This window comes from Sphingomonas sp. CFBP8993, from assembly GCF_034044895.1.
In the GTDB taxonomy this organism is placed as follows: domain Bacteria; phylum Pseudomonadota; class Alphaproteobacteria; order Sphingomonadales; family Sphingomonadaceae; genus Sphingomonas.
This window is the reverse complement of record NZ_JAXCWU010000002.1, coordinates 486,672-510,470: the sequence shown is the minus strand read 5'-3', so window position 1 is coordinate 510,470 and position 23,799 is coordinate 486,672. Positions and strand designations below refer to the sequence as shown.

At 65.1% G+C, this 23,799-nt stretch carries 18 protein-coding genes and 1 CRISPR repeat array; of the genes, 6 read left to right on the top strand and 12 right to left on the bottom strand.

Annotation, left to right across the window (positions count from 1 at the left end; translation table 11 throughout):
- Positions 1–4: 4 nt before the first annotated feature.
- A complete protein-coding gene (locus tag SOM26_RS05515) occupies positions 5–1,213 on the bottom strand; it encodes a toxic anion resistance protein (RefSeq protein ID WP_320451720.1) in 1,209 nt (402 codons plus the stop codon).
- A gap of 359 nt (positions 1,214–1,572) precedes the next feature.
- A complete protein-coding gene (gene ruvB / locus SOM26_RS05510; protein ID WP_320451719.1) occupies positions 1,573–2,598 on the bottom strand; it encodes a Holliday junction branch migration DNA helicase RuvB in 1,026 nt (341 codons plus the stop codon).
- A gap of 153 nt (positions 2,599–2,751) precedes the next feature.
- On the opposite strand from ruvB, the gene SOM26_RS05505 reads away from it, so the two are divergent.
- Complete coding sequence (locus SOM26_RS05505; protein ID WP_414712016.1) at positions 2,752–3,645, top strand: 2-hydroxyacid dehydrogenase; 894 nt, start codon at positions 2,752–2,754, stop codon at positions 3,643–3,645.
- A gap of 97 nt (positions 3,646–3,742) precedes the next feature.
- Here SOM26_RS05505 and ruvA read toward each other — a convergent pair whose 3' ends face one another.
- The 4 genes from ruvA to SOM26_RS05485 all read right to left on the bottom strand — a co-directional run bounded on the left by ruvA (position 3,743) and on the right by SOM26_RS05485 (position 6,493).
- Positions 3,743–4,342: a Holliday junction branch migration protein RuvA gene (gene ruvA / locus SOM26_RS05500; protein WP_320451718.1), complete on the bottom strand. Its 600-nt coding sequence runs from the start codon at positions 4,340–4,342 to the stop codon at positions 3,743–3,745.
- A gap of 223 nt (positions 4,343–4,565) precedes the next feature.
- Positions 4,566–5,084 (bottom strand): crossover junction endodeoxyribonuclease RuvC, encoded by a 519-nt coding sequence (ruvC, locus tag SOM26_RS05495; RefSeq protein WP_320451717.1) that lies wholly within the window; start codon positions 5,082–5,084, stop codon positions 4,566–4,568.
- A gap of 98 nt (positions 5,085–5,182) precedes the next feature.
- A complete protein-coding gene (locus SOM26_RS05490; protein ID WP_056437018.1) occupies positions 5,183–5,926 on the bottom strand; it encodes a YebC/PmpR family DNA-binding transcriptional regulator in 744 nt (247 codons plus the stop codon).
- A 27-nt stretch (positions 5,927–5,953) separates the two neighbouring features.
- Positions 5,954–6,493: a DUF1003 domain-containing protein gene (locus SOM26_RS05485; RefSeq protein WP_320451716.1), complete on the bottom strand. Its 540-nt coding sequence runs from the start codon at positions 6,491–6,493 to the stop codon at positions 5,954–5,956.
- A gap of 71 nt (positions 6,494–6,564) precedes the next feature.
- Between SOM26_RS05485 and SOM26_RS05480 the strand changes: the two genes are divergently transcribed.
- Positions 6,565–8,028, top strand: coding sequence for a helicase HerA domain-containing protein (locus SOM26_RS05480; protein WP_320451715.1), 1,464 nt, complete (start codon positions 6,565–6,567; stop codon positions 8,026–8,028).
- Between the two features lie 145 nt (positions 8,029–8,173).
- Here the strand turns inward: SOM26_RS05480 and SOM26_RS05475 are convergent, their stop codons facing one another.
- The 3 genes from SOM26_RS05475 to SOM26_RS05465 form a co-directional block, all read right to left on the bottom strand.
- Positions 8,174–8,542, bottom strand: a complete 369-nt coding sequence (locus tag SOM26_RS05475) for a hypothetical protein (RefSeq protein ID WP_320451714.1) — start codon at positions 8,540–8,542, stop codon at positions 8,174–8,176.
- A gap of 176 nt (positions 8,543–8,718) precedes the next feature.
- The gene (locus SOM26_RS05470) at positions 8,719–8,979 is read right to left on the bottom strand and encodes a DUF2312 domain-containing protein (protein ID WP_320451713.1); all 261 of its coding nucleotides are present in this window, start codon (positions 8,977–8,979) and stop codon (positions 8,719–8,721) included.
- Positions 8,980–9,129: 150 nt separating this feature from the next.
- Positions 9,130–9,432, bottom strand: a complete 303-nt coding sequence (locus SOM26_RS05465) for a DUF1244 domain-containing protein (RefSeq protein ID WP_320451712.1) — start codon at positions 9,430–9,432, stop codon at positions 9,130–9,132.
- Positions 9,433–9,504: 72 nt separating this feature from the next.
- Here SOM26_RS05465 and pyk point away from each other — a divergent pair, with 72 nt between their 5' ends.
- The 4 genes from pyk to cas2 all read left to right on the top strand — a co-directional run bounded on the left by pyk (position 9,505) and on the right by cas2 (position 16,016).
- Positions 9,505–10,974, top strand: coding sequence for a pyruvate kinase (gene pyk / locus SOM26_RS05460; protein ID WP_320451711.1), 1,470 nt, complete (start codon positions 9,505–9,507; stop codon positions 10,972–10,974).
- Between the two features lie 486 nt (positions 10,975–11,460).
- On the top strand, positions 11,461–14,727 hold the full coding sequence (gene cas9 / locus SOM26_RS05455) for a type II CRISPR RNA-guided endonuclease Cas9 (RefSeq protein ID WP_320451710.1): 3,267 nt from the start codon (positions 11,461–11,463) through the stop codon (positions 14,725–14,727).
- 15 nt (positions 14,728–14,742) lie between these two features.
- Positions 14,743–15,675: a type II CRISPR-associated endonuclease Cas1 gene (cas1, locus tag SOM26_RS05450; protein ID WP_320451709.1), complete on the top strand. Its 933-nt coding sequence runs from the start codon at positions 14,743–14,745 to the stop codon at positions 15,673–15,675.
- Positions 15,672–16,016, top strand: a complete 345-nt coding sequence (gene cas2, locus SOM26_RS05445) for a CRISPR-associated endonuclease Cas2 (protein ID WP_320451708.1) — start codon at positions 15,672–15,674, stop codon at positions 16,014–16,016. The genes cas1 and cas2 overlap by 4 nt, the downstream gene beginning before the upstream one ends.
- 73 nt (positions 16,017–16,089) lie before the next feature.
- Positions 16,090–17,641: direct repeats of the CRISPR family, unit length 36 nt; unit sequence AGTATAGCCGCTCAGAGATTGCGGTCCAGCGGCAAC.
- A gap of 222 nt (positions 17,642–17,863) precedes the next feature.
- On the opposite strand, the gene lpdA is transcribed toward cas2, so the two are convergent.
- The 3 genes from lpdA to SOM26_RS05430 all read right to left on the bottom strand — a co-directional run bounded on the left by lpdA (position 17,864) and on the right by SOM26_RS05430 (position 23,690).
- The gene (lpdA, locus tag SOM26_RS05440; RefSeq protein ID WP_320451707.1) at positions 17,864–19,258 is read right to left on the bottom strand and encodes a dihydrolipoyl dehydrogenase; all 1,395 of its coding nucleotides are present in this window, start codon (positions 19,256–19,258) and stop codon (positions 17,864–17,866) included.
- 108 nt (positions 19,259–19,366) lie between these two features.
- On the bottom strand, positions 19,367–20,593 hold the full coding sequence (gene odhB, locus SOM26_RS05435; RefSeq protein WP_320451706.1) for a 2-oxoglutarate dehydrogenase complex dihydrolipoyllysine-residue succinyltransferase: 1,227 nt from the start codon (positions 20,591–20,593) through the stop codon (positions 19,367–19,369).
- Between the two features lie 115 nt (positions 20,594–20,708).
- On the bottom strand, positions 20,709–23,690 hold the full coding sequence (locus tag SOM26_RS05430; protein WP_320451705.1) for a 2-oxoglutarate dehydrogenase E1 component: 2,982 nt from the start codon (positions 23,688–23,690) through the stop codon (positions 20,709–20,711).
- Positions 23,691–23,799 lie beyond the last annotated feature (109 nt).

The following is a 23,799-nucleotide window of genomic DNA, read 5'->3' as shown; positions in this document are numbered from 1 at the left end:
GGGATTACAGCGCCTCCAGCTTGAACGACGACGCCGACGAGGTGAGCTGTGGGTTTTGCGCCCCCTCGGCCCGGGCGATATAGCCCTTCGACTTCTCGACCTCGTTGCCCAGCGTCGTGACCGTGGTCTTCATCGAATCGAGCGCCTTCAGCTTGAAGCTGTCGATCGCATCCATCGTGTCATAGATATTCTGGAAGGCGCGTTGCAGCGTCTCCAACGGAATGGTCGAGGCCGCGGCCTGCTCGTGGATCTGCGCGGTCTGGCTGCGCAGCAGCTTGCCGGTCGAATCGATGATGTTGGCGGTGGTCGAGTTGAGCGCGGTGATCTGGTCGAGCACCAGCTTCTGGTTGGCCAGCGCCTGCGCCACGGTAACGGCGGTGCGCAGCGCCGAGACGGTGGTGGTCGAGGCGCGGTCGACGCCCTTCACCAGCTCGACATTGTTCTTCTTGACCAGGTCCAGCGCCAGATAGCCCTGCACCGTGACCGCCATCTGGGTCAGTAGGTCCTGGGTACGCTGGCGGGTATAGAAGAGCGCGGTCTCGCGGATCGCCTTGGCCTTGGCGGGATCGGTGTGATCCAGATTGTTGGCGGTATCCTCCAGCTTGGCGTCCATCGCCTTGGACAGATGGATCATCTGCTCCAGCCGCCCCATCGCCGACCACAGGTTCGCGCGCTCGGTGTCGATCGCGGCATTGTCCATCAGGAGTTCGTCGCGGCCCGAGGCCAGGCTCTTGAGGATCGCGGCGATGTGCGACTGCGACGAGCGATAGCCGTCGAAATAGTCGCGCATCTTGTTGCCGAAGGGCAGGATGCCCAGCAGCTTGCGCGGCGCGGACAGATTGCCCTGCTTGCCCGGATCGAGGCTTTCGACGACGCGGCGCAACTCGGTCAGGTCCTTGCCCACCCCCGTCTCGCCGTCCATCGCCTTGACGGGACGGTCGAGGAAGCGGTTGGACTGGCCCGCGGCTTCGCGGATTTCCTTCTGCCCCATGGCGGTGATCGCATCGACGCGGCGGCCGAATTCGGGGCTGTTGACGTCCTGCGCGATCAGCTCGGCGACGAAGCCGTCGACCTTCTGCTCCAGCTGGCTGCGCGTCTTGTCGTCGACGGGCACCAGACCCGCCGCCTGGGACGGCGCCACCGTCGGCACGGGATCGGGCGGCGTCAGCGTCAGCCCCTTTTCCTGGGTCGCGGTATCGGCGGTCGTGGCCATTCTCAAACTCTCCAAATGCGCGCGTCTAGTGTGGAGGGGATGGCCGCCGGGTTCAAGTGTATTATATGAGCAATACTATCCAGCCGTACGCGACGACAAATTGATCGTGCGATGGGCGCAACCGAAGCCAGGGGGGTTCGTTACCCGACTTCGACCCGGCCTCTCCGGACGGTTCGATCATTCCACAAAGCCCATGGCCCAGCGCTTTTCGCGCGAGACTTCATGCGGTCGCGTCAGGATGGTCGCGCATCGGTCGGAAAGACCGGGTTGAACGCAGCACATACAGACACCCGCCTGCCCCCTTGTCGGTTCCATACCGCCAGGGGGCTTTTTTGGTTCAGGTGCCGGACGGGACCGGATCAGGTGTCGAACAATCCGTCCTGCGAGCCCATCGGCGGGTTCAGGCCCAGATGCTTCCACCCACCTGCGTTGAGGATGCGGCCGCGCGCGGTGCGGGCGAGCAGGCCGAGCTGGATCAGGAAGGGCTCGATCACCTCCTCGATCGTGTCACGCGGCTCGGACAGCCCGGCCGCCAGCGTCTCCACGCCCACCGGACCGCCGCGATAGACGTCGGCGATCATCGTCAGATAGCGCCGATCCATCGCGTCGAGCCCCAGCGCATCGACCTCCAGCCGGTTGAGCGCCTGGTCGGCGGCGGCGGCATGGACGATCTCATGCCCCGCCACGCTGGCGAAGTCGCGGACCCGGCGCAGCAACCGGCCCGCGATACGCGGCGTGCCGCGCGACCGGCGTGCGACCTCGATCGCGCCGTCCTCGGCAATCGGCAGGTCGAGCAGCCGGGCGGCACGGGTGACGACGCGGGTCAGCTCTTCGACGGAGTAGAATTGCAGACGCACCGGGATACCGAAACGGTCGCGGAGCGGCGTGGTCAGCAACCCCTGTCGCGTCGTCGCCCCCACCAGCGTAAAGCGCGGCAGGTCGATCCGCACGCTGCGCGCCGACGGCCCCTCACCGATCATCAGGTCGAGGACACGGTCCTCCATCGCCGGATACAGGACTTCCTCGACCGCCGGTTGCAGCCGGTGGATTTCGTCGATGAACAGGACGTCGCCATCCTCCAAATTGGTCAGCAGCGCCGCGAGATCGCCCGACTTGGCGATCACCGGGCCCGACGTCGCGCGAAAGCCCACACCCATCTCGCGCGCGATGATCTGCGCCAGCGTCGTCTTGCCCAGCCCCGGCGGGCCGAAGAACAGGACATGGTCGAGCGCATCGCCACGCCCGCGCGCCGCCTGGATAAAGACGCGGAGGTTGTCGCGCGCCGCCTGCTGCCCGACGAACTCGTCCAGGCTTTTCGGGCGAAGCGCGGCGTCGACATCCTCGGGACGGCGGCTGGCGGACAATAGGCGGTCTTGGTCGGTCACGCGCACAGCCCTAGCGGCTGGGGGGCATGGCTGTCGAGAAGGCTCGCGAACATTGCACGAACATGGGCATGTCGCGGTCCGGCATGGCCATACGCTCGCCGCGTTTGATCCGGATGGCGGACAGCCCCGCCAAAGCGCGCTATCATCCCGGCCATGCCGCACGATCTCTTTCTCGCCACCGCCGTCCCGCCCGCGCTGGACATCATGCTTGCCGAGCGCTTCACGATCCATCGCGAGACGCCCCCGCCGACCACGCGCGCGATCGTCGGCGGCGGCATGATGACGGTCGACGCGGCGTTGCTCGACCGGCTGCCCGAGTTGGAGATCATCGCGGTGCACGGCGTCGGCCATGACGGCATCGACCGCGCCGCCGTGGCCGCGCGCGGCATCCGCATCGCCATCACCCCGGACATCCTGACCGAGGACGTCGCGGATCAGGCAATCGCGCTGTGGCTGGCGGTCGACCGGCGGATCGCGGCAAACGACCGCGCGCTGCGCATGGGCAACTGGACGGTGCCGCTGGGCCGCCGGGCGAGCGGGCGGCGGATCGGCATTTTCGGGCTCGGCCGGATCGGCGAGGCGATCGCCAGGCGCGCGGAACCGTTCGGGGGAGAGATCCTCTATACCGCGCGCAGCGCCAAGCCGGTGGCGTGGCGCTTCGTCCCCGACCTGGCGACTTTGGCGACAGAGAGCGACGTACTGTTTCTCGCCGCGCCGGGCGGTGACGAGACGCGCGGCGTGGTCGATGCGCAAGTGCTGAACCGGCTGGGGACCGAGGGCGTGCTGGTCAATATCGCACGCGGCAGCCTGGTCGACGAGGCGGCGCTTGTCGCGGCGCTGGAGTCGCATCGGATCGCGGGCGCGGGGCTGGACGTGTTCGCCGACGAACCCGACGTTCCTTACGCGCTGCGCCGGATGAACCATGTCGTGCTCGCCCCGCATCAGGGCAGTGCAACTCGCGAGGGACGCGCGGCGATGGCGGAGATGGTGGTGGCGAACCTCGATGCGCATTTTGGTGGAGAGGTGCCGCCGGGATTTCTGGGGTAAGATTGGGGCGTGGCCTTCGACTTCGCTCAGGTGGAACGGAGTTTTGGATCACACCTCCACAGCCGTTCAGGCTGAGCGAAGTCGAAGCCCATGCCGCCTACTTCGCCGCCTTCCTGAGCGCCAACCGCACCAGCGCATCCAGCGACGCCCCCGCGCCCAGTTCCTCCTCCGCCGCCGCGACCGCCGCATTGGCCTCGGCCGGCCGGAAGCCCAGGTTGAGCAGCGCCGATACCGCATCCGCGCCCGCTCCGACCGGCGCGGCCATCCCGCCCCCCGATCCGGGAGCCAGCACGATGCCGCCGACCCTGTCCTTCAACTCCATCACGATCCGCTGGGCGAGCTTGGGCCCCACGCCGTTCGCGCGCGCGACCATCGCCTTGTCGCCGCTGGCGATCGCGCGCATCAGGTCGACGGGTTCCAGCGCGGACAGGATCGCCAGCGCCACGCGCGATCCCACGCCTTGCACCCCGGTCAGCAGGCGGAACCAGTCGCGCTCGTCCGCGCTCGCGAAGCCGACCAGCCGGATCGAGTCGTCGGATACCAGCATCTCGGTATGCAGCATCGCCGCCTCGCCGACCGGGCCGATGGACGACAGCGTGCGCGCCGAGGCGCCGACCAGATAACCGACGCCGCCGACATCGATCACCGCATGGTCGATACCGGTGGAGTCCAAACGTCCCTTGAGATGCGCGATCATGGGGATGGGTTAGAACAAAAGGGGGGATTCGTCACGGGGGTTTGAAGGACAGGGAATGGCCCGTGGCTTTCCCTCCCCCATCCCCTCCCGCCTGCGGGAGGGGCGTGCCACGCTTCGCCCGTACGACGCCTTCGCGACGGTTCTGAACGGCCGCCCAGCCACGCACCCCTCCCGCAGGCGGGAGGGGATGGGGGAGGGCCCAGCCGCCAGCGAGACGTCAGCGCTAAACCGCCCCCACCCGCCGCTGCATCGCCCGCGCACTCGCCAGGTGATGCGCATGCGTGATCGCCACCGCCAACGCGTCCGCCGCGTCGGGCCCGGTCAGCTTCACGCCGGGCAGCAGATGGCCGACCATCGCCTGCACCTGCTTCTTGTCCGCGCCGCCGGTGCCGACGGTCGCCTTCTTGACGATGCTGGGGTGATATTCGCCCACGACCAGCCCCGCCTGCGCCGCCGACAACAGGACGACACCGCGCGCCTGGCCCAGTTTCAACGTCGACTGCGCATTGCTGTTGCCCAGCACCTCTTCCACCGCCGCGCCGTCTGGCTGTTGCTGGCGGATAACGTCGTAGAGCGCGGCGTGCAGGTTCGCGAGGCGACGCGGCAGGACCATCGACGGCTCGGTCTTGATCTGGCCATTGGCGATATGGCGCAGGCGGTTGCCCTCCACCGCGATCACCCCCCAGCCGGTGGTGCCGAGGCCGGGATCCAGGCCGAGGATGATGGCGGGGGGTGGGGTCATTTCAGGCTTTCGGGAGGGGTTTGACGTTGCCGGCCCCTCCACCACGCAGCTTCGCCACGCGGTCCCCCTCCCCAGGCGTCGCCTGGGGAGGATTGGGGTCAGGCCAGCTTTTCCATCACTTCGTCGGAGACTTCGTAATTGCCCCAGACGGTCTGGACGTCGTCATCGTCATCCAGCGTGTCGATCAGCTTGAACAAAGTCGCTGCCGCCGCTTCGTCGACCGACACCATGGTCTGCGGCCGCCAGGCCAGCTTGGCGCCTTCCGCCTCGCCCAGCACGGGCTCGAGCGCCTTCGCCACTTCGTGCAGGTCGCCCTGCGCGGTCCAGATCTCGTGGCCGTCCTCGGACGAAGTCACGTCCTCGGCCCCGGCCTCCAGCGCCGCCTCGAACACCTTCTCGGCGTCACCGGCACTCGCGGGATAGTTGATCAGGCCCATCCGGTCGAAACCGTGGCTGACCGATCCGCCCGCGCCCAGGTTGCCGCCATTCTTCGACACGGCGGTGCGTACGTTCGTCGCGGTGCGGTTGCGATTGTCGGTCAGCGCCTCGATGATCAGGCTGACGCCGCCGGGGCCGAAGCCCTCGTACCGGACCTCTTCGTAATTCTCGCCATCGCCCCGCGAAGCCTTGTCGATCGCGCGCGCGATATTGTCCTTGGGCATCGAGGCCGCCTTGGCCGCGTTGACGGCGGCGCGCAGACGCGGATTCATGTCCGGGTCGGGCGTGCCCATCTTGGCCGCGACGGTGATTTCGCGGGAAAGCTTGGAAAATGCTGCCGAGCGCTTCTTATCCTGCGCGCCCTTGCGGTGCATGATGTTCTTGAATTTGCTGTGGCCTGCCATCGGTGCCTCTTGAGATGATCGCGCTCTCTACGACCGCGAAAGGGCCTTTGCCAACCCGTCGATCTTGGCCTCCAGGCTATCGAGCCGGTCGGTGACCGCATTGTCCAGCTTGTGATGCAGCCGCAATATGTCGATCTCGGCTCGCAAATTGGTGCGATAGTCGAGGCTCGCGGCCAGCCGATCCTTCGCCGATTGCCGGTTCTGGCTCATCATGATGACCGGTGCCTGGATCGCCGCCAATGTCGAGAGCATCAGGTTCAGGAAGATGTAGGGGTACGGATCGAACGCCAGCCCGAAATGGCTGAGCACGTCCGAATTGAGCAGCATCCAGCCCAGCAGGACCACCGTAAAGGCGATGATGAAGCCCCAGCTGCCGCCGACCGCCGCCACCCGGTCGGCCAGCTTCTCGCCCCAGGTCGAGGTTTCGTCCGCGATGTCGGCGGCGTCGCGCGCGCTGAGTTGTCCCGACTCGATATCGGCGATGACCTGGGCTTCTTCCTCGTCCAGTTCATGCGCGGGCTTGCCCAGCGTGCGGCGGGCGATTTCGGCGGCGGTCGACAGGGCCATAAGGGGAGCGCTCCGCTTGAAGAATCAAATGCCTTGCTCCTTGGGGCGTTGATCGGCCAAACGCCAGAGTCATGACGGTACGCGTGGATATGGGAACCGACGAGCGTGGCTCGTCGGTGCCGATCGATCTTGAGGAACTGCTGGCGACCCGCCTGCTGGTGCAGGGCAATTCGGGGTCGGGAAAGTCGCATCTGCTGCGCCGCCTGCTCGAAAGATCGGCGGGCCAGGTGCAACAGGTGGTCATCGACCCGGAGGGCGATTTCGTCACCCTGTCCAAGGCTTACGGCCATGTCGTGATCGAGGCGGGCGACTATGCCGAGCGCGAGGTCGGGCGCTTCGCCTCGCGGATTCGCGAACACCGCGCCTCGGTCGTGCTCAGCCTGGAGGGGCTGGAGATCGAGGGGCAGATGCGCTGCGCCGCCACCTTCCTGAACGCGCTGTTCGATGCCCCGCGCGAGCATTGGTATCCCGCCCTCGTCGTGGTCGACGAGGCACAGCTCTTCGCCCCCACCACGGGCGGCGAAGTGACCGAGGAGGTCCGCCGCGCCTCGCTGTCGGCGATGACCAACCTGATGTGTCGCGGCCGCAAGCGCGGGCTGGCAGGGGTGATCGCGACCCAGCGACTCGCCAAGCTGGCCAAGAACGTCGCGGCGGAGGCGTCCAACTTCCTGATGGGCCGCACCTTCCTTGACATCGACATGGCGCGCGCCGCCGACCTGCTCGGCATGGAGCGGCGGCAGGCGGATGCGATTCGCGATCTGGCGCGCGGCACCTTCCTGGCGCTGGGCCCAGCCGTCTCGCGGCGGCCGATCACGGTGAAGATCGGCGCGGTCGAAACCTCGGCCCGCTCGGGCAGCCCCAAGCTGACCCCCCTGCCCGACGCGCCGCCGCCCGACCTGCAGGAACTGCTGTTCGCGCCGGTCGAGGAAGCACCGACCCTGCCGATGACCTTCGATCCGCGCCCACGCCGGGTGCCCGCCGAGGAACTGATGGCCGACCTGGGCCGACCGCCTTTGCCCACCACTGCCGCGCCGCCCGCGCCGGAAATGGACGAGGCGGAGATCGAGGCGATCTACGAACAGGTGCTCCGCGCGATCGTCGAGGACCCCGAATCGACCTTCCGCCCCGCCTCGGTCCTGTTCCAGGATTTCCAGGTGCGCTGCCGGATGGCGGGGCTGGCCCGGCCGCCGCTCGACCTGAACGGCTTTGCCCGGCGGCTGTCCTGCGCGCGGGCGGGGATTTTCGACGTCAGCGATCCCGACTGGCAGGAGGCGCTGGCGCTGGCGGGCATGCTGCCCGACGACATGCTGGGCGCGTTCCTGCTGGTCGCACGGGCCGCGCGCGAAGGCCTGCCCTGCCCGCCGGATACCAAGATCGCCGAAACCTATGGCACCAGTTCGCTCGGCCGGGTGAAGCGGCTGATCGCCTATATCGAGAGCCGCGACCTGTTCGTGTGCCGTACCGATTTGACGGGGAAACGGTCGATCACGATTCCCCGGCTGGGCTGGACGACCCAGGCGGCGGAGATGGGGTAAGGTTTGCCTTTGGCCTTCGACTTCGCTCAGGCTGAACGGAGTAGATAGCTGTGGCTCATAATCCCAAACGCCCGTTCAGCCTGAGCGAAGTCGAAGGCCACGCTCCACATCCGCCGCGTACCAACAGGTTGGCGGACTTCAGTGGTCAAGGCTTGGGAGCGGCTGGCTGGTCCTTCAGGCGCGGTACCCAGATCGTGCACGACAGCCCTTCGACCAACGGCCCGCCATCCGGCATCCTCACCCGCTTGAAGCATCCACCCAGCGGAAATGCGCGGCTGAGCCATTTCCCCTCGGGCGTGTCCTGTTCGTAGGACTCGATCTTGCGGCGCTCCAGGAACATCCACAACTTTTCCGATGCCTCGCCCGCACAGATATATTTATGGCTGTCTGCCGTCTCGCGCACATCCCCGGCGTTGACCGCCTCGTTTAGACAGGCCTCCATCAGGACCGGCACCTGTTCCGGAAAGGGCTTTTCGTTCCCGATAGCGAGCAGCGCGATGGCGAAGATCAACATGATGGACCGGGTATATGCCCGGTCCGATCACGACCGGCAATGATCTGAAGCACAGCTACCCACCCCCCGTTCAGCCTGAGTGAAGTCGAAGGCCACGCCCCACCACCCGCCAAACAAAAAGGGCGACGGAGCCCAAAGCCCCGCCGCCCTTCGCATCCTGAAACCCGAAACCGGGATCAGATCATGCCCAGCGCCTTCATATACACTTCGAGGATGGCTTCCTCTTCCTGATATTCCTCGCGCTTCTTCTTGCGGATCGCCATGATCTTGCGGATCGCCTTGGGGTCGTACCCGCGCGCCTTGGCTTCGGCGAAGACATCCTTGATGTCGTCCGAAATGCCCTTCTTCTCTTCTTCCAGCCGCTCGGCCCGCTCGATCAGCAGGCGCAGCTCGTCGGCCGTCACATTGCCGCTGCTGTCGAAATTCTCGTCCGCCATTGTCTCTAACCTTCTTGAAATCCGATATGCCCCGACGAGCCCTGCCATGTCGCCGCCACGACGCGGCCCTGCCTCGGCGAAGGTCGGTCCGGCGCGGATGTCGGGATCGCGGGCGGTCTAGGCGGTTCCGCGCCCGGGCTCAAGCGGGGGTTAACGGTTCTTCTTCACGCTTTCGGCCATGCGTGCGAGTTGTTCGGGTGTCGCCTCGGCCTGATGCTCGGCCTTCCACTGGTCGTACGGCATGCCATAGATCGCCTGCCGCGCCGTCGCCTTGTCGACCCCGGCCGCCTCGCCCACCCAGTCGGACAGGCAGTTGCGGCAGAAACCGGCCAAGCCCATCAGGTCGACATTCTGCGCATCGGTGCGGTGGCGCAGATGCAGCACCAGCCGACGAAACGCCGCCGCCGCCGCCGCGTCATCAATTGCATTCAACGCATCCAGCGTATCGCTCATATTCGTCGCTCCTAGGTTGATCGTAACGCATTAGGCTTTAGGACACTGGCCGCAAAGAAGCAGGATGTGAACATGACCAAGGCCCTCCCCCCGCGTTCGCGCAAAGTCCGCGTCCTCGCCACACTCGGCCCGGCCAGCAGCGATCCCGAGACGATCGCCACCCTGTTCCAGGCGGGCGCCGACGCCTTTCGCATCAACATGAGCCATGGCGACCAGCAGTCGAAAATCCCGCTGATCCAGGCTATTCGCGGGCTGGAGGAGCGGTTCGGCCGTCCGACGACGATCCTGGCCGACCTTCAGGGCCCCAAGCTGCGCGTCGGCAAGTTCGCCGAGGGCAAGATCATGCTGGAAACCGGCAGCACCTTCATCCTCGATCGCGACCCGACGCCGGGCGACGCCACCCGCGTCGAGTTGCCGCACAAGGAAATCTTCGCCGCGATCGAGCCAGGCGCGCGCCTGTTGCTCGACGACGGCAAGCTGGTCCTGCGCGTCGCCTTCCACGACGCGGACAAGATCACGACCCTGGTCGAGGTCGGCGGTGCGCTGTCCAACAACAAGGGGCTGAACGTCCCCGACGTCGTGCTGCCGATGGCCGCGCTGACGGAGAAGGATCGCTCGGACCTGGCCTTTGCGGTCGAGCAGGGCGTGGACTGGATCGCCCTGTCCTTCGTCCAGCGGCCCGAGGATCTGATGGAGGCGCGCGGCCTGATCAAGGGGCGCGCCGCCCTCCTCGCCAAGATCGAGAAGCCGCAGGCGATCGACCGGCTGGAGGAGATCGTCGAGCAGTGCGACGGCGTGATGGTCGCGCGCGGCGACCTGGGCGTCGAATTGCCGCCGCAGATGGTGCCGCCGCTCCAGAAGCGCATCGTCGAGGTGTCGCGCCGCATGGGCCGCCCGGTCGTCGTCGCAACCCAGATGCTCGAATCGATGATCCAGAGCCCCTCGCCCACCCGCGCGGAAGTGTCGGACGTGGCGACCGCCATCTATGACGGCGCCGACGCGATCATGCTGTCGGCCGAATCGGCGGCGGGTGCGTGGCCGGTCGAATCGGTTGCGATGATGAACGCGATCGGCGTGTCGGTGGAGAATGATCCCGGCCACGGCGACCGCATCCACTTCACCGCGATGACCCCCGACCCGACCACCGCCGACGCGCTGGCCGAGGCCGCGGCGCGGATCACCAACACCGTGTCGGCCAAGGCGATCATCTGCTTCACCACCAGCGGATCGACCGCGCGCCGTATCGCGCGCGAGCGTCCGTCGGTGCCGCTGCTGGTCCTGACGCCGCAGCTTGAGACGGCGCGTCGCCTGGGCCTGCTCTGGGGCACGCATGCGGTCCACACCCGCGACGTCGAATCCTTCGAGGAGATGGTCGCCAAGTCCAAGCGCATGGCGCTGCGCCATGGCATCGCCGAGGCGGGCAACCAGGTCGTGCTGATGGCGGGTGTCCCCTTCCGCACGCCGGGATCGACCAACGTGCTGCACGTCACCCGCATCATGGGCGACGAACTGACCAATTACGGCGATCGTAGCGAGGCGTAAGCGCCGAGCCGGTTTGCCGCGAAACAGGATCGGGCGGTGGAGTGAAGACTCCGCCGCCCTTTTTCGTGCGCGGCGAGTACCCGGTCCAGACAAGAAAAAAGCCAGCGCCGTAGCGCTGGCCTTATCTGGTGCAATACTGCTTGTTAACCGCAGGACCGCAATCTCTGAGACCCTTACGATAGGCAGGTTCCAGCCCCTCGTCAAGCGAGAGGTACGGCAACAAACTCTGATTCTGATTACTTACGGCCTTCCAACAAATAATGACCGAAGTTGCGTTGGTGGGCGGGACATTAGCAGACAGTCCCGCCCACGCCAGCAGGACATTGAAGCTCTGCCATGCTCCGTTTGACGCTGTCGGCAAACGCTATCTCGTACAATTAACCGCAGGCATTAAGTACCCAAACTCTAGCAAAATGTCCATACTGGACACAACTGTCCTTCGGACGCAAACTCCCCGTGATATTCTAAAGATGACGGGGGATGCAGATGGCGGGAACACGACTGGGCCTTGACCTGGGCACCAATAGTTTGGGCTGGTGCCTGTATGCACTGAACGAGCACGACCAGCCTCATCGCATATTGGATTGCGGCGTGCGCATCTTCCCCGATGGCCGCCATCCCACCTCCAAGGATTCGCTTGCCGTCGAGCGGCGTAACGCCCGTGCCATGCGCCGACGGCGTGACCGCTACCTCGGTCGCAGAGGTACGCTGCTCGCCGCATTGGTCCATTATGGATTGATGCCCGCTGACCCGGACGAGGCGCGCGCGATGGCCGACCATGACCCTTACGACTTGCGCGTCCGGGCGCTTCGAGAAGCCCTGCATCCGCACGAACTGGGTCGCGCCCTGTTCCATCTCAACCAGCGCCGTGGCTTCAAATCCAATCGTCGGGCCGACCGCCGACGCAACGACAAGGAAGACGGCAAGATCAAGTTGGCGGAAATCGAACTCGATCGGGCCATGGCCGAAGCCGGCGCGGAGACGCTCGGCGAATTTCTGCTGCCGCTCGCCACCAAGCGCGTGCGCATGCACGCCGATGGCACCGGTTACGACTTCTATCCCCAGCGCCGCCACTATGAGCATGAATTCGACTGCATCTGGCGGGCCCAGGCCAGCCACCACCCGACCCTTCTGACCGACGCAGTCCGGGATCATCTTCACCGGATCATCTTCTTCCAGCGTGATCTGCGGAAACAGGCCGTCGGCCGATGCTCGTTCCTGGAAGAAGATCGCCTACCCAAGGCCCATCCCCTGTTTCAGGAACGGCGCCTTTACGAAGAGGTCAATCATCTTCGTATCCGTGAAGGTGGCGTTGAGCGCCCCCTGTCGCTGGACGAACGCGACCAGCTGATCCGCAAGCTGAAATCATCGAAGAAGGCCGCCTTTCAGACATTGCGGCAACGTGTCCTCAAGCTCTCGCCCGATGCGCGGTTCAACAAGGAGAGCGCGACCCGCAAGGATCTGGCGGGTGACGAGATCGGCGCGGAAATGGGCCACAAGACGCGCTTCCACACTCGCTGGGCCCATTTCGACATGGATACCCGCTGGTCGATCATCGAGCGGCTTACGAACGAAGAGGATCACACACGACTGATCGCATGGTTGACCACGACATTCGCATTGTCCGTCGATCAGGCCGAGGCCGTGGCGACCTGCCCGCTTCCCGAAGGCCATGGACGCCTGGGAGAAACCGCAAGCCGGTTGATCCTGGAGGCGCTCAAGGCCGAGGTGATCGACTATGACGATGCCGTTCGGCGCCATGCGGACATATTGGGCCATCACTCGGACCGGCGCCCAGAACAGGGGCTGGAGACGCTTCCCTATTATGGCGTCGTGCTGGACCGCGACCTCAAGCCTGGAACCCAGAAGACCGACGATCCCGACGATGTACGCTTTGGCCGGGTCGGCAATCCCACCGTTCATATCGGGCTGAACCAGCTGCGCGTGGTGGTCAACGAGATCGCTTCGCGTCATGGCAAGCCACGTCAGATCGTGATCGAGATCGCCCGCGAGCTCAAACAGAACGACCAGCAGAGGGACGATGCCAATCGCCGCATCGCGCAGAACACGCGCGAGGCCGAACGGCGCTCGGCCAAGCTGCGCACAGAGGGGATTGAAGATACCGGCGCCAACCGCATGCGTCTGCGGCTCTGGGAGGAACTCAGCGAAAATGTGATGGACCGCCTCTGTCCCTATTGCGGTGAGGGAGGGCCGATCGGCCTGCGCCAGCTTTTCCACACGTCGGATATCGATATTGATCACATCCTGCCCTATTCGCGAACGCTCGACGACGGCCCGGCCAATCGCATTTTGGTGCACAGCAAATGCAACCGCCAGAAGGGCAATCTTACCCCTTGGGAGAAATGGCACGACGACGACGAACGGTGGGAGCGGATCCTTCAACGAGTCGCGCGGCTTCACCCCAACAAGCAATGGCGCTTCCTGCCGAACGCCATGGAACGGTTCGAAACCGAAGGCGGGTTTGCCGAGCGTCAGCTGAAGGACACGCAGTATCTTTCGGTCCTGGCAGGACGCTATGTCGCCAGCCTGTACGGCAAGGCCGATGGCCGCCCCGTCTATGTCATACCTGGGCAGATGACGTCGTTGTTGCGGCGGGTATGGGGCCTCAACACGCTGCTGCCCGACCATAACCAGGTCGATAACAAACATAGTGACGCCGCGAAGAACCGGCTCGACCATCGCCATCATACCATCGATGCGGCCGTCACCGGCCTGATGGATCATCGCATCATCCAGATAATCGCAAACGCCGCCGCCACTGCGGAACGGGCCGATCTGGATCGGCTGTTTGCCGACCTGCCCCAGGCCTGGGACGGCTTTCGCGACGACCTGAAAACCGCCCTGGACCGCGTGATCGTCAGTCACCGACCAGACCATGGGCTCAAGCCCAAGGCCAAGCTGAAGCAATCCGGACCGCCGCACATGACGGCGGGTGCGTTGCATAATGGTACCGCCTATGGCCTGACCAATAAAGTCAATGCCAGCGGCATTCCGATGGTCGTCCATCGCATACCCATGATCTCGCTGAAATCCGAGCACCTGATCGACGGCGGCAGTGGTCGCAAACCGGCCTGGGTCGTGGATCGCGCTTTGCGCGAAAGACTGGCCAACTGGACGCGCGGCAAGACCGACAAGGCATTCGGCGAAGCGATCAAGCGTTTCATTGAGCTCGACGACAAATTCAAGAATATACGCGGCGTCCGCATCATTGAGGCGATGAACGTCATCCCTGTCCGTGATGCGGACGGCCGGGCCTATAAGGGGTATAAAGGCGATTCCAATTATCGTTATGACATATGGGAAATGCCCGATGGCCGTTGGGTGACGGGCTGGAAGGATCGGGAAGGCCGCCCTCGGTCGAGCATCGTCTCCATGTTCGACGCCCATCAAGCAGGTGACGAACCGCGGCCGCATCCGGCGGCGCGCAAGGTCCTGAGCCTTCATCGCAACGACATCATCGCGATCGACCAAGGAAGCGGACGCGAGTTGCTGCGCGTCGTCAAATTCTCGCCGGAGCAACTTGCCCTTGCGCCTCTCAATGAAGCCAATGTCGACGCCCGCAATCGAGACAAGGAATCATCCTTCCGATACACCTTCCCCGCGCCCTCGCGATTGCGCGAATGGCGGGCGCGGCAGGTGATCGTCAGCCCGACCGGCCGCGTCCTGGACCCCGGCTTTCCCGCGCGCAAAACGGTTCGGCCTACACGACCAAAACCGACCGAAGCGGCCTGACGGAGCGACGCCGCGATGGGATTGGAACGGATCGTCGATATCGCCACCGACAATCGGCACCTGTCCGCCCATCATGGCTTCATGATCGTCTCCGAAGAGCGGGTCGAGGTCGGCCGCGTGCCGCTCGACGATGTCGGTGCGGTCATCGTCCATGCGCACGGCGTCACCTGGTCGACGAACCTGATCGTCGCACTGGCGGAGCGTGGCGCGGTGATGCTGCTCTGCGGCGCCAACCACAGCCCCACCGCCATCTGCCTGCCGATCGACGGCCATCATGCGCAGAACGGCCGGATGCGTGCTCAGTGGGAAGCCGGGCGGCCGCTGTCCAAGCAGCTCTGGCGCGCGCTGGTCGTCGCCAAGATCCGCTGGCAGGGTGCGGTCCTTGCCGCCAACGGCCACTCCGCCACCGCCTTCGACCATCTTGCGCGCAAGGTCGGCTCGGGCGACCCGGAGAATATCGAGGCACAGGCGGCGCGACGATACTGGCCATTGCTGATGGGCGAAGCGTTCCGCCGCGACCGCGACGCCGACGGCACCAACGCCTTGCTCAACTATGGCTATGCGGTGATGCGCGCCGCCTGCGCCCGGGCGGTGGTCGCCGCTGGGCTGCATCCGTCGATCGGGGTGCACCATGCGCATCGTGACAATCCCTTCGCGCTGGCCGACGACGTGATCGAGCCGTTTCGCGCGCTGGTCGATGCACTGACCATCCGGCTGATGGCGCATGGCATCACCGGCGTCACGCCCGAGGCGAAACGCGCCTATGCCGCGCTGATCGCGGTCGACCTGATGCTCGACGACGGGGTCACCACGGTCTGGCTGGCGATCCAACGCGCCGCCCAGACACTGGCGCGCAGCTTCCAGTCCGGTCGCGCGACCGACCTGATCCTGCCGCTCCCGCCCTCCGCACTCGAGATCGCGGCGCTGGACGGATTGTTGCCGCGATGAGCACCGGTGCGGCGCTCCTGTCGGGATATCGACTGATGTGGATTTTCGTCATGTTCGACCTGCCCGTCACCAGCAAAACCGAGGCACGCGCCGCCACCAAGTTCCGGCAATATCTGCTCGATGAAGGATTCGAGAAGAGCCAGTTCTCGGTCTATGCCCGCTTCTGCAGCGGCAAGGAACAGATGGAGGCTTATCTGCGTAGGATCGAGGCGAACCTGCCCGACAAGGGTGAAATCCACATTCTGAGCTTCACCGACCGCCAATATGAAAACATCATCCGCTTCGCCGGACAAGCCCGCAGACAAGCCCGGAAAAATCCGGACCAATTGGCGCTGTTCTGATGATCCGTGAGCGTTTTGACTATGCTGGATGGCAGGTTTCGTCGTTGCAGATCAACACGATACCCCACCATCCAGTATAGCCGCTCAGAGATTGCGGTCCAGCGGCAACCGACCGCCGTGGATGATGATCGCGGGGGTCAGTATAGCCGCTCAGAGATTGCGGTCCAGCGGCAACTCACCGGCCACGAACGCGATACCTTCCTGAAGTATAGCCGCTCAGAGATTGCGGTCCAGCGGCAACGCCGCCCCGGCTGCCAACGATGACGCGCCCAGTATAGCCGCTCAGAGATTGCGGTCCAGCGGCAACGTCTGCCGACCTGTGCCCTATCCCAGACGAAGTATAGCCGCTCAGAGATTGCGGTCCAGCGGCAACGCATTTTAGCCGCTAAAGAAGGTTTAGCTAAGTATAGCCGCTCAGAGATTGCGGTCCAGCGGCAACAGCGGGTCGACCACGCTGGACAACAGCTTGAGTATAGCCGCTCAGAGATTGCGGTCCAGCGGCAACCCGCGCTCGATAGCTGCCAGCAGCTCGGGCAGTATAGCCGCTCAGAGATTGCGGTCCAGCGGCAACTGTTCGAGCCAGCGACTGGTTCGTCGTCGAAGTATAGCCGCTCAGAGATTGCGGTCCAGCGGCAACTGGTCGGCAATCTCGGTCGCGATCCGGAGAAGTATAGCCGCTCAGAGATTGCGGTCCAGCGGCAACCCGCGCAGATGACGATCGCGTCGAAGCCATAGTATAGCCGCTCAGAGATTGCGGTCCAGCGGCAACGCATTATGCCAAGGCGATGCGATCGTCCGCAGTATAGCCGCTCAGAGATTGCGGTCCAGCGGCAACCGAAACGCCGCGTAGGTGTTGCGAAAGTCGAGTATAGCCGCTCAGAGATTGCGGTCCAGCGGCAACACCAGCCAGCCCTTCACGCCCTCATACACGAGTATAGCCGCTCAGAGATTGCGGTCCAGCGGCAACCTTGGCACCGACGATGCGGAATTGCTTTTTAGTATAGCCGCTCAGAGATTGCGGTCCAGCGGCAACTCATGTATCGCGGTTACGTCATCCTTGCCAGTATAGCCGCTCAGAGATTGCGGTCCAGCGGCAACGCCGACGCTGTCGTCAGCGATCGCCAACATAGTATAGCCGCTCAGAGATTGCGGTCCAGCGGCAACACCAGAACCCAACGGTCCAACGCCGCCGCGAGTATAGCCGCTCAGAGATTGCGGTCCAGCGGCAACGCAAACGGCAGCTTGGACTTCGCTGTGGCAGTATAGCCGCTCAGAGATTGCGGTCCAGCGGCAACGGGTACTCTTCGGGCGACGTGCGATCATCAGTATAGCCGCTCAGAGATTGCGGACCAGCGGCAACCGCCCTTCCCTTGGTGCCAAACGCGCCTCGAGTATAGCCGCTCAGAGATTGCGGTCCAGCGGCAACCTCTGGCTGTGCCAGGGATGGAAAATGCGGAGTATAGCCGCTCAGAGATTGCGGTCCAGCGGCAACTTGTCTTGGCCGTACTGGAAAATCGGGGGCAGTATAGCCGCTCAGAGATTGCGGTCCAGCGGCAACGTCAAACGGCTGCTGTCGTTGGTCAAAGCGAAGTATAGCCGCTCAGAGATTGCGGTCCAGCGGCAACCACGGTCATGGTGCCGCGCTGCGAAGTAAAATTAGCGGGTGCCAGTGGAATTGCAGCACTTTGTCGACAATCGGCTTTCCGTAAAAAACGCCGACAGTCGCTAGCCGGCAATCCGACCAGCAAGCCCGTCACCCTGCACCCCGACACCTGCCGCCCAAAAACAAATACGGGCGAGCATCCCATGATGCCCGCCCGTCTCATCAGTTCTTCGGCAAGGCCGGGTCAGATGTGGATCGGCTTGCCCTGCACTGCCATCGCCGCTTCCTTCAACGCCTCGGCGTGGGTGGGGTGGGCGTGGCAGGTGTAGGCGATGTCTTCCGACGTCGCGCCGAATTCCATCGCCTGCGCGGCCTGGGCGATCATGGTGCCAGCAAGGCTCGAGATGATCCAAACACCCAGTACGCGGTCGGTCTTGGCGTCGGCGATGACCTTCACGAAGCCGTCGGTGTCGCGGTTGGTCTTGGCGCGGCTGTTGGCCGCGAACGGGAACTTGCCGACTTTGACCTCGCCCTTTTCCTTGGCGGCTTCTTCCGACAGGCCGACACCGGCGATTTCGGGCATGGTGTAGACGACGCTGGGGATGACGTCGTGGTTCACGATGCCGGTTTGCCCTGCGATGTTCTCCGCCACCGCGACGCCTTCGTCCTCGGCCTTGTGGGCGAGCATCAGGCCGGGGGCCACGTCGCCGATCGCCCAGACACCGTCGACATTGGTCGCGAAGTCATGGTCGATCTCGACCTGGCCACGACCGTTCAGCTTCACACCGGCGGCTTCCAGGTTCAGGCCGTCGATGTTGGGCTTGCGGCCGATCGCGACCAGCACGGCGTCGGCCGACAGCGTTTCCGCCGCACCGCCCGCCGCTGGTTCGACCGACACGGTCGCGCGGTCGCCCTCGACGCTGACGCCGGTCACCTTGGTCGAGGTCTTCAGCTCCATGCCCTGCTTCTTGAACAGCTTGGCCGATTCCTTGCGGACCTCGCCATCGAAGCCGGGCAGGATCTGGTCTAGATACTCGACGACCGTGACCTTGGCACCCAGACGACGCCAGACCGAACCCAGTTCCAGCCCGATCACGCCGCCGCCGATGACGACCAGATGTTCCGGCACCTTGGGCAGCGCCAGCGCGCCGGTCGAGTCGACGACGACCTTCTGGTCGATCTCGACGCCCGGCAGCGGGGTCACGACCGAGCCGGTGGCGATCACGATGTCGCGCGCGGTGACGGTCTGCTCGCCGACCTTGACCGTGCTCGCATCCTGGAACGCGGCCTTGCCCTTCAGCCAGGTGACCTTGTTCTTCTTGAAGAGATACTCGATGCCGCCGGTCAGCTCGCCGACCGCCTTGGCCTTTTCGGCATGCATCTGGTCGAGGTTGAGCTTGGCCCCCTCGATCTCGATGCCGAACTTGGCGAACGCGCCGTGGCTGGCTTCCTCGAAGATCTCCGATGCGTGGAGCAGCGCCTTGGACGGGATGCAGCCGACGTTGAGGCAGGTGCCGCCCAGCGTCTCGCGCGCCTCGGCGCACGCGGTCTTCAGGCCCAGCTGCGCCGCGCGGATCGCCGCGACATAGCCGCCGGGGCCGGCACCGATCACCAGGACGTCATAGTCATACTCAGCCATTTGTCTCTCCCGTTCCCCGGCCTGGGGTCCAGCCTGCGGGCGCACCCGCCTTTACACAGAACGAACGGACCCTCGCGGTTGCGAGGGCCCGTATAGATCACAAAGCGATCAGAGGTCGATCAGGATGCGGGTCGGATCCTGGATCGCGTTCTTCAGCGCGACGAGGAAAGTCACCGCCTCGCGGCCGTCGATGATGCGGTGGTCATAGGACAGCGCCAGGTACATCATCGGGCGGATGACGATCTGGCCGTCGACGACGACCGGGCGCTCCTCGATACGGTGGAGACCCAGCACCGCCGACTGGGGCGGGTTGATGATCGGGGTCGACATCAGCGAGCCGAACACGCCGCCGTTCGAGATGGTGAAGGTGCCGCCCTTCATCTCGTCCATCTTGAGCGTGCCGTCCTTGGCGCGCTTGCCGAAGTCGCCGATCGTCTTTTCGATGCCCGCAACCGTCAGGTCCTGCGCATCGCGGATGACCGGCACGACCAGGCCGTTCGGGGCCGAGACGGCGACCGAGATGTCGGCATAGTCGTGATAGACGATCTCATCGCCTTCGATCGACGCGTTGACCGAAGGAATGTCCTTCAGCGCCATCGTCGCGGCCTTCACGAAGAAGCCCATGAAGCCCAGGCGGACGCCGTGCTTCTTCTCGAACAGGTCCTTATACTTGGCGCGCGCCTCGATCACCGCGGTCATGTCGACGTCGTTGAACGTCGTCAGCATGGCGGCGGTGTTCTGTGCCTCCTTCAGGCGCTTGGCGATCGTCTGACGCAGGCGCGTCATCTTCACGCGCTCTTCCTTGCGCGCCGAACCGGCAGGCGCAGCGGCCGGAGCAGCGGCGGCGGGAGCCGGGGCGCTCGACTTGTTGGCGGCGGCGGCGGCGACGTCTTCCTTGGTGATGCGGCCGTCCTTGCCGGTGCCCTTGATCGTCGCGGGGTCGAGGCCATGCTCGAGCACCGCACGACGGACCGACGGCGAGAGTGCGGCGGGCGAGTCGCTCGACTCGTCAGCGGCAGGTGCCGCGCCCGGAGCCGGAGCAGCCGGAGCGGCCGTCGCGGCAGGCGCCGCCGCTTCGGTCTTGGCCGGGGCCGAGCCACCGGCATCGACGGTCGCCAGCAGCGCGCCGACCTGCACCGTGTCGCCGACCTTCACGGCATGTTCGCCCATGACACCCGCCACCGGCGAGGGCACTTCGACCGAGACCTTGTCGGTCTCCAGGCTCGCGATCGGCTCGTCGACCGCCACCGCCTCGCCCGGCTGCTTCAGCCACTCGCCGAGCGTCGCTTCGGAGATCGATTCGCCCAGCACCGGCACCAGAACTTCAGTCGCCATTTCCATTTCCTCCACCCGGTCCATCGACCGGGGTTCTTACGCGGGCGGGCAAAACGCCCGCGCCAGATTTCATCCCTCCCCGGTCCCGCGAAGGACCGGGGCGCTCGTCAATCGTTCAGTCCGCAGCCGCCGTGGTCGGCTTGGCGGTGGTGTTGCTGCCCTCTGCGCGCGTCCTGCGGATTTCGTCGCGGACATTGTGGCCCAGCGCATCGGCGACCAGCGCGCCCTGCTCGGCGGTGTGGCGCTTCATCAGGCCGGTGGCGGGCGAAGCCGCCGCCGCACGACCCGCATAACGCGCGCGCTTCACGCTCGCACCGGCCTCGGCCAGCGACTCCTCGATCAGCGGCTCGACGAAGAACCAGTAACCGTTGTTCTTCGGCTCTTCCTGCGCCCAGACCACGTCCTGCAGGTTCGGCATCCGCGCGATCCGCTTGGCGAGCGCGTCGCTGGGGAACGGATAGAGCTGCTCGACGCGCACGATCTGGGTCGTGGTGTCGCCCGCCGCATCGCGTGCCTCGATCAGGTCGTAAGCGACCTTGCCGGTGCACAGGACCAGACGCGTCGTGGCCTCGTCGGCGGCACCGTTGGTGTCCGACAGCAGACGGCGGAAGTGGCTATCGCCCTGGAACTCCTCGGCCTTCGACACCGCCAGCTTGTGACGCAGCAGCGACTTGGGCGTCATGACGATCAGGGGTTTGCGGAAATTGCGGTGCATCTGGCGGCGCAACAGGTGGAAATAGTTGGCCGGGGTGGTGCAGTTCGCAACCTGGATATTGTCGTTGGCGCAGGACTGGAGGAAGCGCTCCGGACGCGCGGAGCTATGCTCCGGCCCCTGCCCTTCATAACCATGCGGCAGCAGCATCACGAGGCCGTTGGCGCGCAGCCACTTGGACTCGCCCGACGTGATGAACTGGTCGATCATGATCTGCGCGCCGTTGACGAAGTCGCCGAACTGCGCCTCCCACAGCACCAAAGTCTTCGGATCGGCAAGCGCATAGCCATATTCGAAGCCCAGCACGCCATATTCGGACAGCGGGCTGTCCAGCACCTCGAAGCTGCCATGCTCGACGGTCTTCAGCGGCACATATTTGTGCTCATCGGTCTGGTCGACCCAGACCGCGTGACGCTGCGAGAAGGTGCCGCGACCCGAATCCTGGCCCGACAGGCGCACGCCATAGCCTTCCGACAGCAGCGAGCCGAAGGCCAGCGCCTCGCCGGTCGCCCAGTCGAAATTCGCGCCGGTGGCGAACATCTGGCGCTTGGCGTCCAGCACGCGGTTCAGCGTCTTGTGGACCTGCAACCCCTCGGGAATCGTGGTCAGCGTGCGGCCGATCGCGTCGAACAGCTTCTTGTCGAGGCCGGTTTCGACGTTGCGGCGACCCTGATCGGTCTCCTTGGGCGCCGACAGTCCCGACCAGCGACCGGCGAACCAGTCGGCCTTGTTGGGCTTGTAGCTCGCGCCCGCCTCGAACTCGCCTTCGCAGCGCGTGGTGTACTGCTTGATGTTCTCGTCGACCCAGGCCTGATCGACCACACCCTCGGACACCAGCCGCTTCGAGTAGATTTCGCTGACACCTGGGTGCGAGCGGATCTTGTTGTACATCAGCGGCTGGGTGAAGCCCGGCTCGTCGCCCTCATTGTGGCCGAAGCGGCGATAGCACCACATGTCGATCACGATGTCGCGGTGGAACTTCTGGCGGAACTCGATCGCCATCTTGGTGGCGAAGGTCACCGCCTCGGGATCGTCGCCATTGACGTGGAAGACCGGCGCCTGGACGCCCTTGGCCACATCCGACGGATAGGGCGAGGAGCGTGCGAACTGCGGGCTGGTGGTGAAGCCCACCTGATTGTTGATGATGAAGTGGACGCAGCCGCCGGTGTTGTAGCCACGGATGCCCGAGAAACCGAGGCACTCCCAGACGATGCCCTGGCCGGCAAAGGCCGCGTCGCCATGGATCAGCACCGGCACCGAGGCCGAGTGATCCTCCAGGTCGCCCGCGATCGTCTGAATCGCGCGGGTCTTGCCCAGCACGACCGGGTTCACCGCCTCAAGGTGCGAGGGGTTGGCGACCAGCGACATATGGACCTTATGGCCGTCGAACTCGCGGTCGGTCGAGGTGCCGAGGTGATACTTCACGTCGCCCGAACCACCGATATCATCGGGGTTGGCCGAGCCACCGGCGAATTCGTGGAAGATCACGCGCAGCGGCTTGGCCATCACGTTTGCCAGCACGTTCAGACGGCCGCGATGCGCCATGCCGAACACGATCTCGCGCACGCCCATCTGGCCGCCATACTTGATGACCGATTCCAGCGCGGGGATCATCGACTCGCCGCCGTCCAGGCCGAAGCGCTTGGTGCCGACATATTTCTTGCCGAGGAATTTTTCCCACTGCTCGGCCTCGATGACCTTGTTCAGGATCGCCTTCTTGCCATCGACGGTGAAGTCGATCGCCTTATCCTGGCCTTCCATCCGGTCCTGGAGGAAGCGGCGCTCCTCCACGTCCGCGATGTGCATGTACTCGAGGCCGATATTGCCGCAGTAATTCTTGCGCAGCGTGTCGACCAGCTCGCGAACGGTCGCCCATTCGAAGCCCATCGTGCCGCCCAGATAGACCTTGCGGTCGAGATCGGCGTCGGTGAAGCCGTGATATTCGGTCTTCAGGTCTTCCGGAAGCTCACGCAGGCCCGACAGGCCCAGCGGATCGAGGTTCGCCGCGAGATGGCCGCGCACCCGGTAGGTGCGGATCAGCATCTGCGCGCGGATCGCGTCGCCCGCCGCCTTGACGATGTCGGCGGTCGAGGGTGCAGGTGCGGCCGAAGCGGCGGCGGCGGGCTTACCGCCCTTGGCAGGCTTAGGGGCCGGTTCCATCTGGGTGGGGTCGAGGCCCGCCGTCAGGTCGTCGGTCGAGGTCAGCGGCCAGCGCTTGTTCTGCCAGCTGGGGGCTCCGACGCCCTGCTCCAGACCGTCGAAAAAGGTCCGCCAGCCTGCATCGACCGACGACTGGTCGGCCTGATACTTGGCGTAGAGCGTTTCGATGAAAGCGGGGCTGACGCCCGCCGCGATTTCGCTGAATTCCTGGCCTTCGTAGCCCATGAGACGCTTCCTCGACCGCCCGTCTTATCAACTATCGCCACCCCGGCACATCCGCCTGGGGTCCGCAGCCGCGAGCGGCCCGCCTGCCGCCACGGACCCCGGCGGTTGT